Raw genomic sequence first — 14,057 nt, forward strand, 5'->3', positions numbered from 1 at the left:
ACCATGAGGGACAGGGCGACCGACACGCCGTGCCTACCGTGCCTTCATCCTGATGCGGCGCTAGAGATAACACGCAATGACATTCTTCGCCGCGACCTCACCGACCTGACATTCAAGGACGGCTCCAAAAGCTGCTCGGTCCAAACCGGTACGCTCCGTGACCCGTACACGAACAAGACCATCGCCTTCACCCGCGGCCAGGACACGTCTTCGGCAGTGCAGATCGACCATGTAGTCGCACTCTCGGATGCCTGGCAGAAGGGCGCGCAGCAGCTGGACACCCAGACGCGAACAAATCTCGCGAACGACCCGCGAAACCTACGCGCTGTCGACGGACCCACCAACCAGAAGAAGTCGGATTCCGACGCAGCGTCGTGGCTGCCACCCAACAAGGCCTACCGCTGCCAGTACGTGACTGCTCAAGTGGAAGTGAAAGCCGCATACGGTTTGTGGGTCACCCAAGCCGAACACGACACCATCGCAGACATTCTCGCGACCTGCTGAACTCTTGCTTTGATCAGCGAACTCTGATCAGCGACCTTTGATCAGATACCGCACAATCGCCATTCCGAGCGCGAGGCCCACCACGGTGGCCAGCGCTGCAACCAGACCGTGACCGGTCAGTGCGACGAACGCGCCGGTGGTGACTGCGACGACCGCAATGATCCCCGCGTCCACTCTGCTTTGACCACGTTCAGGCATGGCACTCTCTCTTGCCGTCAGGTCCGTCCGCTCCCCTCGTAGCGGACGGACCCAGCGGCAATCTGTCGAAATATGCGAACTCCGGTGGCCTCACCGGGCTGACTTTGCGGGCGGTCCTGCGAGGCCGGCACGTCCCCCGGAGCCAACTCACATCGGTTCACGAAGTCCGTACCTTCGCAGAATATACCGATTGGTAGGTAATTACCGAGGGCTGAAGTCCCTGGTCATGGACTCATGCGACGAGTGGTCGGAAACTCGAGACGAACGAGCGTATCCACGAGCCGAGCGTTTATCGAGATAGCGAGAACAGCCATAAGGCCGCCCGGACATGGAGCGGAGACGTCTAGGACCCGAAAAGTGATCCGAGATCCAATGATCCGATTGACGACACTCTTTTCCAATCAGCGCAATATGCGGTGGTGAAGCGAGAATCCGTCAAGAGAATCGTGACCGTCGCCGGTCCGAGGGTGCTTTCGAACTCGAGGACATTCACTTCACCGTCGCCGTCAACTTTTGCTCGGCCATAAATGCATGGCATGTCAGCCGATTCAGGTCCGGAGGTCGTGTAGGTCCCGGGCAACACCTCCCACGGCACGTCGAACAGCCCGTGACCGGGAATGTTTCCCGGCGCTGCTGAGGCCGTAGATGTCCCGATCATTGCCACACTGACAGCTACTACCGCAGCGGACGCGAGCAAACCAACCTTGCGCATTTTCCCTACCTTGTTCATACCTGAACCGCAGCGGCGAGTTCGAAGGCTTGTTGATGTAAGAACCCGCGGTTCGCGCAGTTCTTCAACTAACGGTAGTAAAAGGACACAAGTTTTGGTGAGCTACCTTTTGTGGTTCTGGCCCGGTTTCCGTGGCGGAGACTCCCCTCGAGAAAAACAGGGAACGCCGGCGTTGCGGCTCTCGGCATGATTCGAACCTGTCATTCCAGCATTCGATCACACACCCGTATTCGAGCCGAAACGTCGACGCTCCCCTGCTGTTTGAGTGACTCAGCCCCCGAGTGAACCTGTCGGAAGCTTCGAGAAGATGTCCCCGAGGCTTCCGGTTCCGCCCGGTGTTTCCGGATCCGTCGGATCCACCGGCTCCACGACGACGACACCAGGCACGGTGACGGTCACGGTCTTGTCCACGGACTCCGAGGCGCTGAACTTCTTGGTACCCAGAAACTTTGCGGTGATGCGATGTTCACCCTGGTCGCGGAACGGCCAGACCAGTTCTGCGTGACCATTCGAATCGACTGCGGCGCTGCCGATCTTCGTTTCACCGTCGAAGAACTCGACTGTTCCCTCACCCGGATTCGGGTCGATACTCGCCGCGATCTTGACGTCTTCGCCGGTCAGTGCCTCGAGTGCAACGTCGACCGTCGTTTCGGTCTGGTTGGTCGAGAAGACCTCGGTAGTGGAAAGGGCGCCACGTCCGTCACCGGAAGCAACACAATACCCAGCTGCATTGGTCCACCGAGACTCACCGAAACTCATGCTCGTGTCTTTGATCTTGATAACCGGGCTCGCCGCCCCGGCGCGCAGGTGCGTCGTCGCGTTGCCCTCATCCAACCGAGCCGTGAGTGTCAATTCGACTGCCGGCAGGCGGAAGTCGGTGTTGGCCTTGACCTGCAGCCCTTCCTTGGGCTTGTTGTCGCTCGCGCTCGGCCCGTCGTTGACGGTCTTGTTGCCGGTGCCGGTAATTCGCAAATACTCACCGGCGGGGTTCACATTTCCATCTGCGCCGACACGGAGCAGCACCGCCGTTTCGCCGGTCAAGTTGGACGACGAATCACCGACGAGTGAGTACGAAATCAGTTCTGCGCCTTGAGGAAGCGCGATGTCGTACTTGATACGACCGGTGTCCGAATCCGAACTACGCATGACGCCCGGATGGAGTTTCACGGTGAACTTTTCGCCGGGACGCACGGACCGGGGCGCCGTGACCTCCAGGTTGTCGGAGAACGACCAGTCCCAATCGGTGAAGCCGTCGACCCGGCACTTGTGTTCGACGGAAACTGTTCGCGTCACGGCATCTGAGGCCGCTGCCACCGGCGCGAACACAGCGAGGAGTCCGGCGGCGAGAGCTGGTACGACTGCGCAGGCAGCCAGGGTACGGGGGTTCATGTGTTGCCTTTCAGAAGAACTCGGGCATCGAGGGTGCGGTGAAGTAGGACCGTGATCACTTGCCGCCGAGCGAACCTGTCGGCAACTGAGGCAGAACGGACTCGAGGCTGCCGAAACCACCCGGGGTGCCCGGATCGGTCGGGTTGGGATCGACCGGACCTGTTGTATCGCCGGTCACCGTGAGAATGTGCGCCGCCGAGGTGTACGTCGCCTCGGCGCCGGCGGCGGTGAACACCGCAGTGACGGACTTGGTTCCAGCCTTACTGAAGGTCAGATCCAGGCGGGCAATTCCGCGAACCACCGGTCGCGGCTCACCGACGGGCTTGCCGTCGACGATGAACTGCACTGTTCCCGTTGCGTTTTCCGGCGCGACGTGAGCGGCAAAGGACACCTTGGTGCCGGTAGCGGCGGTAGTCGGTCCTTCGAGCGTGGTCACGATGTCGGCTCCGGGTCCTGGATCAACAGGTCCCAGATCCCCGTCGATTCTCGTAGACGCCAATGCACCGGCGCCGGTGTTGAGGGGGCCGGTCTCACTGTCACGAGGTGAGCAGGACGTGGGCGCCCAGATGGTTCCTGCGAGCCAGTGACTGACCTGAGGGAGGAAGGTCAAGAACGACTCCGGTCCACCGAACGTACCTGCAGCACCAGAAGTCCGGACGTTGGTTTCGACAACGCCGGAAGGCCCGGCCTTCACGGTGATTCTGATCTTCGGGAAAGCGATGTTGGTCTCGGCCCCGGACTGAGCATTGATCGCAAGCCCGCCGTGCGCACCCGACGACGATGACGGGCTGTTGCCGATCGCTTCGTTTGCGCCGGACAACCGGAGTATCGGACCGTCGAGGGCGGGAGTGCCGTCTTCGTTGACACGAATCACCGAAGCGGGTTTCCCGGCAACGACATTGCCCGGATCGGTGACTGTCGCGGAGACGAACTCCGCGTTGGTCGGAATCGGCAGATCGATCTTCAGACGCGAGATCTTCTTGACACTTGCGCCGCTCACATCGTTCGGGATCTGGACGCTACCCGGGTCCACGTCGATGTCGAAGACTTGACCTGGCGCCACGACCGAAGGGGCCGAAACCCGTACCGTGGCAGGCTTTCCGTCTGACGACGGCCCGGAGAACGCACTCGGAACTGCGCGGCACGTTACCTGAAAGGTTGTCGACGTGGTTTCTGCAACGGGCGCCGCGGTCGCCGGAATCACGGCCACCGCAGTTCCGCAGGCAAGGAGACCGGCGAGCAGCGCAGCGTTCAGTAAGCGTTTTGACATGATGTCCTCTCGGAACAACCTGGTTGACGTTTGCCGCCGAACTGTAACGGAGTCACCGGCCGAATTAGTCAGTTTTCGATCAACAAAACCCACACAGTAGGTAAACAATTGGTAAGAGTTACCGGCCGTCACAGCTGACCGCCAACATGAGCGTTTCCCATTCCGGGCATATATACGGCTCGAAAGGCCTTGTAGCGTAGTCGAATTCAATGACGTGTCGCATCGCGGCCGCACCTTCGTTCATACTCTACCCTTACAGGAGGGTAGAGTATGAGCACCTCGTCAGGACGGAATCTCATGGCAGTAACCATCACTTCATCCACCAACGACAATTCGGTACGTGCCGCTCTCCGGTCACCTCGCCGTCTCAAAACCGAAGTCTTGGCCGGACTTGTCGTTGCACTGGCGCTGATTCCCGAGGCGATATCATTCTCGATCATCGCCGGTGTCGACCCCCGTGTGGGCTTGTTCGCGTCATTCACGATGGCAGTGACCATCGCCCTCGTCGGCGGACGACCCGCCATGATCTCGGCGGCCACGGGCGCAGTCGCACTGGTCGTCGCTCCACTCACTCGCGAATACGGAATCGACTATCTGATTGCGACCGTCCTCCTGGCCGGCCTTCTACAGATCGTGTTGAGCCTCCTCGGAGTCGCGAAGTTGATGCGCTTCATTCCGCGCAGCGTCATGGTGGGATTCGTCAACGCACTGGCAATCTTGATCTTCATCGCTCAACTCCCCCACCTGATCGATGTTCCGTGGCTCGTCTACCCACTTCTGGCCGTCGCCCTCCTGATCCTCGTATTCCTGCCGAAACTCACGAACGCCGTCCCGGCTCCACTGGTGGCGATCGTGCTACTGACCACCGCCACAGTCGTTTTCGCTTTCGACGTTCCCGACGTCGGCGACGAGGGCGAACTTCCGTCGAGCCTGCCGACGCTACTGTTTCCCGATGTCCCTCTGAATACACACACACTGTCGATCATTGCTCCGTACGCATTGGCCATGGCGCTCGTCGGCCTTCTCGAATCGTTGATGACGGCCAAACTCGTCGACGACGTCACCGATACCCACTCGAACAAGACCCGCGAAGGGTGGGGTCAAGGCGTCGCCAACATCGTCACCGGTTTCTTCGGAGGCATGGGAGGGTGCGCGATGATCGGCCAGACCATGATCAACGTCAAGGTCTCCGGCGCTCGCACTCGGATCTCGACCTTCCTGGCGGGTGTGTTCCTGCTGATACTCGTGGTCGGCCTGGGTGACGTCGTGGCATTGATTCCCATGGCCGCATTGGTAGCCGTCATGATCATGGTCTCGGTCGGCACTTTCGATTGGCACAGCATCAATCCGAAGACCCTGCGCCGCATGCCGATCGGTGAGACAGTGGTCATGCTGGTCACCGTGGCCGTCACCGTCGCGACCCACAATCTCGCCTACGGCGTGATCGTCGGAGTGATCACCGCGATGGTGATCTTCGCGCGCCGCGTCGCGCACCTCACCGAAGTAATCGACGTCGCGCACCCGGACGCGGACACCCGCGTCTATGCGGTTCGAGGCGAGCTTTTCTTCGCGTCGAGCAACGATCTGATCTACCAGTTCGACTATGCCGGCGACCCGAAGAACGTTGTCATCGATTTGTCCGAGTCTCATATCTGGGACGCGTCGACTGTGGCAACTCTGGACGCCATCACCACCAAGTACGCGACCAGAGGCAAGAATGTCGAGATCGTGGGCCTCGACGGCGCCTCGGCCGAGCGCCATCTGCGCCTGTCCGGCTGCTTGGGTGACGGTCACTGAGAGGATGGAAGCCCAGCGCGACGAAAGTGGGAGTGATGTCTGAGGCGGAACCCGCGGGCCAGGAGCAGAACATGCAGATCGGCCAGGTTGCCGAACGCACCGAACTGTCGATCAAGACGATCCGTCATTACGACGACGTCGGTCTGGTCACTCCGTCGGAGCGGAGCGCCGGAGGATTCCGCCTCTACACCGAGGCCGATGTCCAACGGCTACTGGTAATCCGACGAATGAAGCCGCTCGGATTCAGTCTCGAAGAAATGAGACAACTTCTCGATTCTCTGGCCGTGCTCGGCGACGCAGCTTCGGACGCGCCAACACGAACCGCCGCAACCGAATTCGTCACCGCCTGCCATAGTCGAGCGGAAGAAAGCTGCATACATTTACGCAAGCAACTCGCCTACGCCGAAGAGCTGACGGGATTGCTCGCCGACCACAGCCTGAACGGTGAACGGCGTTCGTGAACTGCGGTCTGAACTAAGCTGGGTTGATGGCCCGATACTTCGACGTTCACCCCGAAAACCCGCAGCCGCGCGCGATCAGCCAGATCGTCGAAATGCTGCGCAACGACGCGGTCATCGCCTATCCCACTGATTCCTGCTACGCCCTCGGCGCCCGAATGGACAATCACTCGGGCACCGATCGGATCCGCGAGATCCGTCACCTGCGGTCGGATCACCACTTCACGCTGGTCTGTGCCGACTTCGCGCAGCTGGGGCACTTCGTCCACGTCACCAACTCGGCGTTCCGCGCGGTGAAAGCGGCTACCCCGGGGCAATACACGTTCATCCTTCCCGCCACGAAGGAAGTTCCGCGACGGCTGGCACATGCCAAGAAGAAGACCGTCGGGGTGCGCATTCCCAGCCACCCGGTGGTGCGTGCACTTCTGCAGGAGTTGGGTGAACCGATACTCTCCAGCACTCTTCTGCTACCCGGAGCCGAGGAACCGATGACGGACGGCTGGCAGATCAAGGAAGAACTCGACCACCAACTCGACGCCGTCATCGACTCGGGTGACTGCGGTACCGAACCGACCACGGTTGTCGACTATTCGTCCGGTGTTCCCGAGATCGTGCGCGTCGGCGCGGGAGATCCTTCCCGTTTCGAGTAGCCGCGACGTCAGCTCTGCATTTTCCGAGAGCGGAAGGCTGCCGGAGAAGTCCCGAACCGTTCTTTGAACAGTCGCGAGAAGTGGCTCGCGTCGGAGAAACACCATCGGGTTGCGATCGAGGTGATCGAGCCGTTCGTTCGGCGCAATTCCTCACGCGCCCTGGCCAAGCGCCGCGCCCGTACCGTCCCGTTGAACGTCTCGCCAGTTCGGCCGAAGACTCGCTGGACCGTCCGGGCCGAGACCGCGTGGGCGGCAGCAACAGCGGTCAACGACAACGACGGATCACTCAGGTGCCCGTCGATCCAGGCATCGATCGACAAGCGCAGCGCGACGGAACCGACAGCGTCGCCGGTTCCGATGGTTTGGCTCACCGCCCCGTCGAACAGTTCGAGGGTGGCATTTCTTGCCGCTGATATCGCAGATTCAGGAAGTTCGGCCAACGAATCGTCCAGCATCGACAGATAGGAAACCAACAACCGTACCGACGGTGAGTCCCGATTCAGTGCGCCGCCGAAAGCCGGCCACGCTCGACCGGAGACCTCTGCCAGAGCTGGGCGAGGAATCAGCAAATTGATCGAACGAATCGCCTCCAGCACCTCGAACTCGGCCTCATTGCGCGTATCCCACAGAACTACGTCACCAGCGCCCACGAGAATCGTTTCGCCTGCCCGTGTCAGCGCTTCGCGTCCTGAACGGATTGCGATCAGCACCACCCAGTCTTCCCTGGCGTCGGATACCTGAGTTGCTGTTCGCTTTCCTGAGCACGGATCACAACTGAGGTCGACGAGACCGAAGTCGTCCAGCGAGCGTCGCCCCACCGATGCGGTAAATCCCCCGCATAGATCCGACCGGGATACCTGCACGTCGAGGGGAATGAATTCCTCCCGCAGACGGGACTCCCACCAGTGGCCACCCCCACCGAAAGGAATGCCGTCGGCAGCCTGCTGTTCCGACTCGACGGTGACCATACCTCAGGTTATCGCATATTCACTTCAAGGGTCGGTGACACGGCGCGAAAACACCAGACCATGGCGCGCAGATGCATGACCGAGGCCCTCGACGGGAGACAGCATGTGTCCAGGAGCAGACGAGAAGACCCTGCGCCGCGAAGCACGCTCGAAGGGAATGTCGATGAAGGCGAAGGCCGCAGTGCTGTGGGATCACAACACACCGTGGAGTGTCGAGGAGATCGAGCTCGCAGATCCGAAAGAACGAGAAGTCCTGATCAAAGTGGTTGCCAGCGGCATGTGCCACTCCGACGATCATGCTGTGACCGGTGATCTGGCAGTGCCACTCCCCGTGATCGGTGGCCACGAAGGCGCGGGCATAGTCGAGAAAGTCGGCCCCGGCGTGCGAGACGTCGAGGTAGGCGATCACGTCGTCCTCTCGTTCATTCCCTCGTGTGGACGCTGCCGTTGGTGTGCAGTCGGGCAGAGCAACCTCTGCGACCTCGGCGCCATTCTGATGGCCGGCGCGCAGGTCGACGGAACATATCGCGCGGCAGCACGCGGGCACGATGTCGGAACCTTCTCGCTTCTGGGCACTTTCGGCAACTACACGGTTGTACCGGAAGCGTCGGTGGTGAAGATCAACAAATGGATTCCCCTGGAGAAGGCCTGCCTCGTCGGCTGCGGAGTCACCACCGGTTGGGGATCTGCCGTCAATACCGGAGAGGTCTCGCCCGGCGACTCCGTGGTCGTCGTCGGAATCGGCGGGATCGGCGGAAGTGCCATCCAGGGGGCGAAGATCGCGGGCGCGAGGCACATCGTGGCAGTCGACATCTCGCCGGACAAGAAGGCCATGGCCGAAACTCTCGGAGCGACACACTTTGCTTCGTCGATCGACGAAGCCATGACGCTGGTCAACGAATTGACCTGGGGCGTCATGGCTGACGTCGCGATCCTGACCGTCGGGGTGGCGAGCGGCGACATGATCCAGCCGATGGTCGGGCTGATCCGCAAGGGTGGCCGCGTAGTTCTGACAGCGGTCTCACCGATGGGTGCCACTGACACACAGTTGCACCTCGCCGAAATGACCCTGTTCCAAAAACAGCTCCGCGGAAGCCTGTTCGGCGAATGTAATCCTCGCGCCGACATCCCCCGCCTACTCAACCTCTACGAAGCCGGCCTCTTGAAGCTCGACGAGATGGTCACCACCGAGTACCGCCTCGAAGACATCAACCAGGGCTACGACGACATGAAGTCGGGAAAGATCATGCGCGGAGTCATCATTCACGAACACTGATCATCGATCGGCGCACCTGTCACGGCGTGACTCTGCACACCTGTCACGGCGTGACGATATCGAACCACAGATCGAAGTCCTCCAGCAGCGAGATGAACGTCTCCAGTTCAGACTGATCTCCCACAGCTTTTGCCGTTCCGGCCTTGATGGATTCGGTGAGCGAGGTCGTTCCGAGATACACCTCGTTGAACACGGCACGGGTCAAGGTCAGAGTCAGGGCGGCCGAAGCATCTGCCTTGTCCGTGTCGTAGTTCAGCACGCCGTTGCGCACTGTGACCAGGACGTTGTCCGCAGTGTCCGACAACACGAATCGCAACGACAGGTCGACGTCGGCAGCTTTGGGACCGTCGAGGCGAACTGCCCAGAAGTCCAGCATCTGCTCGAGTGGCATCACCGCGACAACGGCCGGGCCGGTGGGGTTGTTGGACGGCATCGGCGCCAGCGGATGCCGCAGTTCCATCGCTCCGACCAGGTAGAAGTTGCGCCACGTACCGTTCTCGGCTTGGTAGCCGAGTTGTTCGTACGTGTCCGCCAACAACTCTCGCGCGTTCTGGTTACTCGGATCGGCGAACACCAGATGGTTCACCAGCTCCGCTGCCCAGCGGTAGTCGCCGTCGTCGAACGCCTGCTTACCCTTGGTCAGAAGTGCATCCGGCCCGCCGACTGCTTCGACGTAGCGTTTGCCGTTCTCCACCGGCGGATGAGGATTCAGGTGAGCGGGAACGCCGTCGAACCAACCGAGATAGAAGGTGTAGATCGCTTTGACGTTGTGACTGAGCGAGCCGTAGTACCCGCGGTTGTACCACTGCTTTCCGATGGCGTCGGGAACCTCGATCTGGTCGGCAATCTCTACCGGTGTCAGCCCCTTGTTGGCAAGGCGCAACGTCTGGTCGTGGAGATACTTGTACAGGTCTGCCTGATCCGACATGAGCTTCAATATCTTGTCGTTGCCCCACGTAGGCCAATGATGCTGCGCGAAAATGATTTCGACGTCGGGGAACAGCTCCATCGCCAGGCGGACGTAGTGCGACCAGGCCTTGGCATCGCGAGTCTTGGCGCCTCGCAACGTGTACAGATTGTGCATCGTGTGCGTGACGTCCTCAGCCGAACCGAGCGCTTTGAAATCAGGCAGGTAGAACAGCATTTCGGACGGAGCTTCGGTTCCCGGAGCAAGCATGAAGGTCACTCGCACGCCGTCGATCACTTCTTCGTGTACCGGTTCGGTAATGATGTCGGTCGGCACGGCGAACGTCGACGTGCCGTGCGAGGTGGACAATCCCAGACCACCGGATACCTGCCCCTGTGGACCCGGGCGCAGGAACGATCCGTACATGTACATTCCGCGACGGGTCATCGCCGTGCCGGCAAGTACGTTCTCGGAAATCGCTTCCTCGGTGAAACTGTCCGGTGCATAAACTTTTACGGCACCGGACTCGATCTCTTCGTCGGTGACAAATCCTTTGACTCCGCCGAAGTGATCGCCGTGGGAGTGCGTGAAGATGATTGCCTTGACCGGGACCTTGGGGCGGTGCTGGTAGTACAACTCCAACGCAAGAGCGGCTGTTTCCGCGGACATCAGGGTGTCACCGATGATCAACCCGGTATCACCCTCGATGATCGTGGTGTTCGACAAGTCCTGTCCGATCACCTGGTACAGACGATCGGCGAGCTTGAAGAGACCGCCGCCCTTTCCCATCAAGGTGGCTTGGCGCCACAGACTCGGGTTGACGGTGTCCGGAGCGTCGCCGTCGGCGAATCCGTAAGCGTCGTACGAGAAGATGAACTGCCCTTTGTCGCCCTTGACCAACCCACCGTCGATGAGCGGCGCCACCAGACCCCGTGAAATCAACTCGAAGTCGAAAGTGTCGTCGAATGGGAGGTCACGGAGAACCTGGGCATTTGCCAGGCGAGTCGCTTCGGTTGCGGGCTTGGGGTCGAGTTCGGACGGTGTAGTCATCTTCTCTTACGCTCCTCGGGAACTCGCGGTGACCTGTGTCGGGATACCGGTTCATCCTCGATCCCCACGCAGGTCTCGCGCATCACCCGGAAGGGATGATCAGGTGGTCCGCCCAGCGATCAACAACGCAGCGACGAACTCACGGACCAACGTCCGCTCGTCGTTCGCGTCCGCCCCCGGCACCATGAGCAGCGAGAGGATTACTCGCACGATCCAGCGTGCCCGCGACGCTGTGTCTGCGCCGATTTCACCGAGCATCGCGACGCCCAGTCCGTTGATGACGTCGGATGAATTGGCAAGTTCACCGGCAAGACTCGCATCGCCCGGGGTGAACCATGCAGCCAGCGTCGGAGTGTTGCGCACCGCGGATACTGCAGTGAGCATCGCCGTTTCGAGACGTTCGCTCGGATCATCGATGGTCGCCACCGATTCCGCGATCGCAGTTCCCAACCTGCGCGCTTCGCGGTGAACGAACGCGATGTGAAGAGCCTGGCGATTCTCGAAATACCGATACAGGGTGGCCCGGGAACATCCTGCAGCAGAGGCTATCTCCGCCATACCGACAGCGTTGACGCCTTTCTCGACGAACAATTGTGCCGCGCTGTCGAGGATCTTCTCGGCGGCCGCCAAGGCGCGACCCTCACCGAGCCAGTCGTTGCTCACGGCCGAGTCACCGACATCGGAGCCGTGAGGGGACGGCGCACGTAGTTGCCCGGCGCGTACTGCATCGCGTCGATGTCGACATGGAAGTCGGGGATCCGGGAAAGCAACTCTTCCAACGCAACTCGTGCCTGCATTCGAGCTGCCGATGCTCCCAGACAATGGTGGGCGCCATGACTGAACGTGAGAATTTTCTGCGGTCGACGCACGACGTTCAACTCCGCCGCGTCAGGTCCGTACTTGTCAGGATCACGATTGGCCGCACCGTACATGAGCAGAACTTTACGTCCCGCCGGAATCACTTTGCCACCCAAGGCCACATCTCGCGTCGTCGTTCGCGCCAAACCTTGGACAGGCGAGGTGAGTCGAAGCAGTTCTTCGACCGCGTCGGTAATCAATGCAGGATCATCCAGCAGGATCTGACGCTGGTCGAGCCGCTCGGTCAACATAGCCACCGATCCGCCCAACATTCCTGTTGTCGTGTCGTTTCCCCCGGCCACCATGGTGAAGGCGAAGCCGAGAATCGACAACAGGCCGGACATGTCGCCGTCTTCACCGAGCCCAGCGGCGAGTAGATGGGAAATCGTGTCGTCGCCCGGTTCAACCTTGCGGCGTTCGATCAGCGAAGCGAAGTACATCATCAACTCGCCGGTGGCGGCCTGCGCCGTCGTCGCTGCTGCGGCCACACCACCGGCCGAGTTGGCAGCAACAATGGCCTCGGTCCAGCCGTCGAACTGATCCCGGTCCGCTTCCGGCACGCCCAGATAGTGCGCGACAACCATCGACGGCAACGGCTTGAAGAGCTCGACGACGATATCGCCGCTGCCTCGCGCTTTCAACGCCTCGATACGTTCGACGACAAAGTCGCGGACCATCGGCTCGACCGCCGAGACCTGACGCGGCGTGAAGCCCTTCGACACCATGCGCCGGAACTCCGACTGCACGGGCGGATCCTGCATCACGAACGGCGGATTGTCCTGCATCCCGATCTGCTCGAGCTCACCGTAGACAGTGGTCAATCCCTTTGCCGACGAGTACGTCTCGTAATCACGAGCGGCGTTGTAGACGTCTTCGTGACGGGTGAGCACCCAGTAGTCGTCCTGCGGCGAGGCTTCCGGCACCACGTTGTGCACCGGGTCGTTCTCGCGCAATGCGTCGTACATGGCCCACGGTGAACGCCAGGACTCCCCGGTGGAAGGAACGAACCGTGGCGAATGTGACACAGAGGTTGTCATGACTCGACTATGAGACATATTGATAGATGTGTCAACGTTCGACGATGAATATTTCTGCGATCAATATCGAGTAACCCACTTCCACGCAGAGCACTATCGTGTGTCGAGTGATCATGGATCCGAAGAACCACCCGAACAGTTCTGACACCGGACGCCGCGCCGTGGTTGCGGTCCTACTCCCCCGCGAGCACCTCCCTTTCATCAGGGACTGGTGCCTGCACCACATCGAGCAGGGCTGGGAGGTCGTTCTCTACGACAACACCGGTTCCGTCGGGTCCACCCGCAAGACAAGCGCATTCAGTCTCAATCGCTGGCACGGCCGCAGCGAGGACAAAAGAGGCAACTCCTACGGCGCCTTCACACGATCGATGTCGGACACCGAAGTTCAGGTCGCATTCCGCAAAGAACTGCACGACCTTCCGGTGACGATCGTCGACTGGCAACCGCGCGACGCGGACGGCCGGATCGTGCACGGGCAGGTAGAGGCCTACGTCGACTACGTAGGTCGATACCGCGACACTGTCGAGTGGGCAGCATTCATCGACGCCGACGAATACCTCGAGCACGCACCAGGATTGAACTGGGAGGTTCTACTTGGCGGCGTTACTCGGGCGGGTTCGCACCGCGTCGTTCTCGATGCCCTGGTCTACGAATCCAGGTGGACGCGCGACGGGCAACTGCGAGACGTCGAGACATTGAAATGCCTTGGCCTGCAAAGCCACGGCTGCAAGAACATCGTGAGATTGTCGGAGATTCTGCGAGCGGACGTCCACTGGGCCTGGAAGACAACCGAACCCGACACCTTCGTGCGGCCGGACAGATCGCTCTACTACTTCCGCCACTATCGCGGCTCGGAAGCGACACTCGACTTCACGCTGGCGCCGAACTTCGGGCCTCAGGTCCACGAAGAAGGCGTGGATGTTCCGGCAACAATCGACGTATCACAAAAATGAATGTGCCTGCAA

At 60.7% G+C, this 14,057-nt stretch carries 14 protein-coding genes; 6 read left to right on the forward strand and 8 right to left on the reverse strand.

From position 1 onward, the window contains the following. Positions 1–504, forward strand: a 504-nt coding sequence (locus V3587_RS09635; protein WP_317829744.1) for an HNH endonuclease family protein, incomplete at its 5' end; no start/stop codon positions are given. A gap of 27 nt (positions 505–531) precedes the next feature. Here V3587_RS09635 and V3587_RS09640 read toward each other — a convergent pair. From V3587_RS09640 to V3587_RS09655, 4 genes are all read right to left on the reverse strand, one after another. After that, positions 532–702, reverse strand: a complete 171-nt coding sequence (locus tag V3587_RS09640; protein WP_166811684.1) for a hypothetical protein — start codon at positions 700–702, stop codon at positions 532–534. Between the two features lie 343 nt (positions 703–1,045). Beyond that, complete coding sequence (locus V3587_RS09645) at positions 1,046–1,414, reverse strand: hypothetical protein (protein ID WP_234036660.1); 369 nt, start codon at positions 1,412–1,414, stop codon at positions 1,046–1,048. A 288-nt stretch (positions 1,415–1,702) separates the two neighbouring features. Beyond that, complete coding sequence (locus V3587_RS09650; protein ID WP_283376669.1) at positions 1,703–2,821, reverse strand: Ig-like domain-containing protein; 1,119 nt, start codon at positions 2,819–2,821, stop codon at positions 1,703–1,705. Positions 2,822–2,876: 55 nt separating this feature from the next. Beyond that, positions 2,877–4,091, reverse strand: coding sequence for an Ig-like domain-containing protein (locus tag V3587_RS09655; RefSeq protein WP_283376668.1), 1,215 nt, complete (start codon positions 4,089–4,091; stop codon positions 2,877–2,879). 297 nt (positions 4,092–4,388) lie between these two features. On the opposite strand from V3587_RS09655, the gene V3587_RS09660 reads away from it, so the two are divergent. The 3 genes from V3587_RS09660 to V3587_RS09670 are packed head-to-tail and all read left to right on the forward strand — an operon-like array spanning position 4,389 to position 6,996. Further along, on the forward strand, positions 4,389–5,888 hold the full coding sequence (locus V3587_RS09660) for a SulP family inorganic anion transporter (RefSeq protein ID WP_283376681.1): 1,500 nt from the start codon (positions 4,389–4,391) through the stop codon (positions 5,886–5,888). Between the two features lie 35 nt (positions 5,889–5,923). Further along, on the forward strand, positions 5,924–6,349 hold the full coding sequence (locus V3587_RS09665) for a MerR family transcriptional regulator (protein WP_283376667.1): 426 nt from the start codon (positions 5,924–5,926) through the stop codon (positions 6,347–6,349). 26 nt (positions 6,350–6,375) lie between these two features. Further along, positions 6,376–6,996, forward strand: a complete 621-nt coding sequence (locus V3587_RS09670; protein WP_003945756.1) for an L-threonylcarbamoyladenylate synthase — start codon at positions 6,376–6,378, stop codon at positions 6,994–6,996. Between the two features lie 8 nt (positions 6,997–7,004). Here the strand turns inward: V3587_RS09670 and V3587_RS09675 are convergent, their stop codons facing one another. Then, positions 7,005–7,964, reverse strand: a complete 960-nt coding sequence (locus tag V3587_RS09675) for a helix-turn-helix domain-containing protein (protein ID WP_235171422.1) — start codon at positions 7,962–7,964, stop codon at positions 7,005–7,007. A gap of 163 nt (positions 7,965–8,127) precedes the next feature. Between V3587_RS09675 and V3587_RS09680 the strand changes: the two genes are divergently transcribed. Continuing rightward, positions 8,128–9,240, forward strand: a complete 1,113-nt coding sequence (locus V3587_RS09680; protein WP_095971470.1) for an NDMA-dependent alcohol dehydrogenase — start codon at positions 8,128–8,130, stop codon at positions 9,238–9,240. 43 nt (positions 9,241–9,283) lie between these two features. On the opposite strand, the gene V3587_RS09685 is transcribed toward V3587_RS09680, so the two are convergent. From V3587_RS09685 to V3587_RS09695, 3 genes are all read right to left on the reverse strand, one after another. Beyond that, positions 9,284–11,197, reverse strand: coding sequence for an alkyl/aryl-sulfatase (locus V3587_RS09685; RefSeq protein WP_124568717.1), 1,914 nt, complete (start codon positions 11,195–11,197; stop codon positions 9,284–9,286). Positions 11,198–11,296: 99 nt separating this feature from the next. Next, entirely contained in the window at positions 11,297–11,860 is a 564-nt protein-coding gene (locus V3587_RS09690; protein ID WP_283376666.1) for a TetR/AcrR family transcriptional regulator, read from the reverse strand. Further along, positions 11,857–13,092, reverse strand: coding sequence for a cytochrome P450 (locus tag V3587_RS09695; protein ID WP_095971471.1), 1,236 nt, complete (start codon positions 13,090–13,092; stop codon positions 11,857–11,859). The genes V3587_RS09690 and V3587_RS09695 overlap by 4 nt, the downstream gene beginning before the upstream one ends. 113 nt (positions 13,093–13,205) lie before the next feature. On the opposite strand from V3587_RS09695, the gene V3587_RS09700 reads away from it, so the two are divergent. Further along, positions 13,206–14,045: a glycosyltransferase family 92 protein gene (locus V3587_RS09700; protein WP_283376680.1), complete on the forward strand. Its 840-nt coding sequence runs from the start codon at positions 13,206–13,208 to the stop codon at positions 14,043–14,045. Positions 14,046–14,057 lie beyond the last annotated feature (12 nt).

It is taken from the genome of Rhodococcus sp. IEGM 1306, from assembly GCF_036541985.1.
In the GTDB taxonomy this organism is placed as follows: Bacteria; Actinomycetota; Actinomycetes; order Mycobacteriales; family Mycobacteriaceae; genus Rhodococcus_F; species Rhodococcus_F qingshengii.

Coding starts and splice junctions, on each gene's coding strand:
- V3587_RS09640 (WP_166811684.1), bottom strand. CDS start 702: ATGCCTGAACGTGGTCAAAGCAGAGTGGACGCGGGGATCATTGCGGTC.
- V3587_RS09645 (WP_234036660.1), bottom strand. CDS start 1,414: ATGCGCAAGGTTGGTTTGCTCGCGTCCGCTGCGGTAGTAGCTGTCAGT.
- V3587_RS09650 (WP_283376669.1), bottom strand. CDS start 2,821: ATGAACCCCCGTACCCTGGCTGCCTGCGCAGTCGTACCAGCTCTCGCC.
- V3587_RS09655 (WP_283376668.1), bottom strand. CDS start 4,091: ATGTCAAAACGCTTACTGAACGCTGCGCTGCTCGCCGGTCTCCTTGCC.
- V3587_RS09660 (WP_283376681.1), top strand. CDS start 4,389: ATGGCAGTAACCATCACTTCATCCACCAACGACAATTCGGTACGTGCC.
- V3587_RS09665 (WP_283376667.1), top strand. CDS start 5,924: ATGTCTGAGGCGGAACCCGCGGGCCAGGAGCAGAACATGCAGATCGGC.
- V3587_RS09670 (WP_003945756.1), top strand. CDS start 6,376: ATGGCCCGATACTTCGACGTTCACCCCGAAAACCCGCAGCCGCGCGCG.
- V3587_RS09675 (WP_235171422.1), bottom strand. CDS start 7,964: ATGGTCACCGTCGAGTCGGAACAGCAGGCTGCCGACGGCATTCCTTTC.
- V3587_RS09680 (WP_095971470.1), top strand. CDS start 8,128: ATGAAGGCGAAGGCCGCAGTGCTGTGGGATCACAACACACCGTGGAGT.
- V3587_RS09685 (WP_124568717.1), bottom strand. CDS start 11,197: ATGACTACACCGTCCGAACTCGACCCCAAGCCCGCAACCGAAGCGACT.
- V3587_RS09695 (WP_095971471.1), bottom strand. CDS start 13,092: ATGACAACCTCTGTGTCACATTCGCCACGGTTCGTTCCTTCCACCGGG.
- V3587_RS09700 (WP_283376680.1), top strand. CDS start 13,206: ATGGATCCGAAGAACCACCCGAACAGTTCTGACACCGGACGCCGCGCC.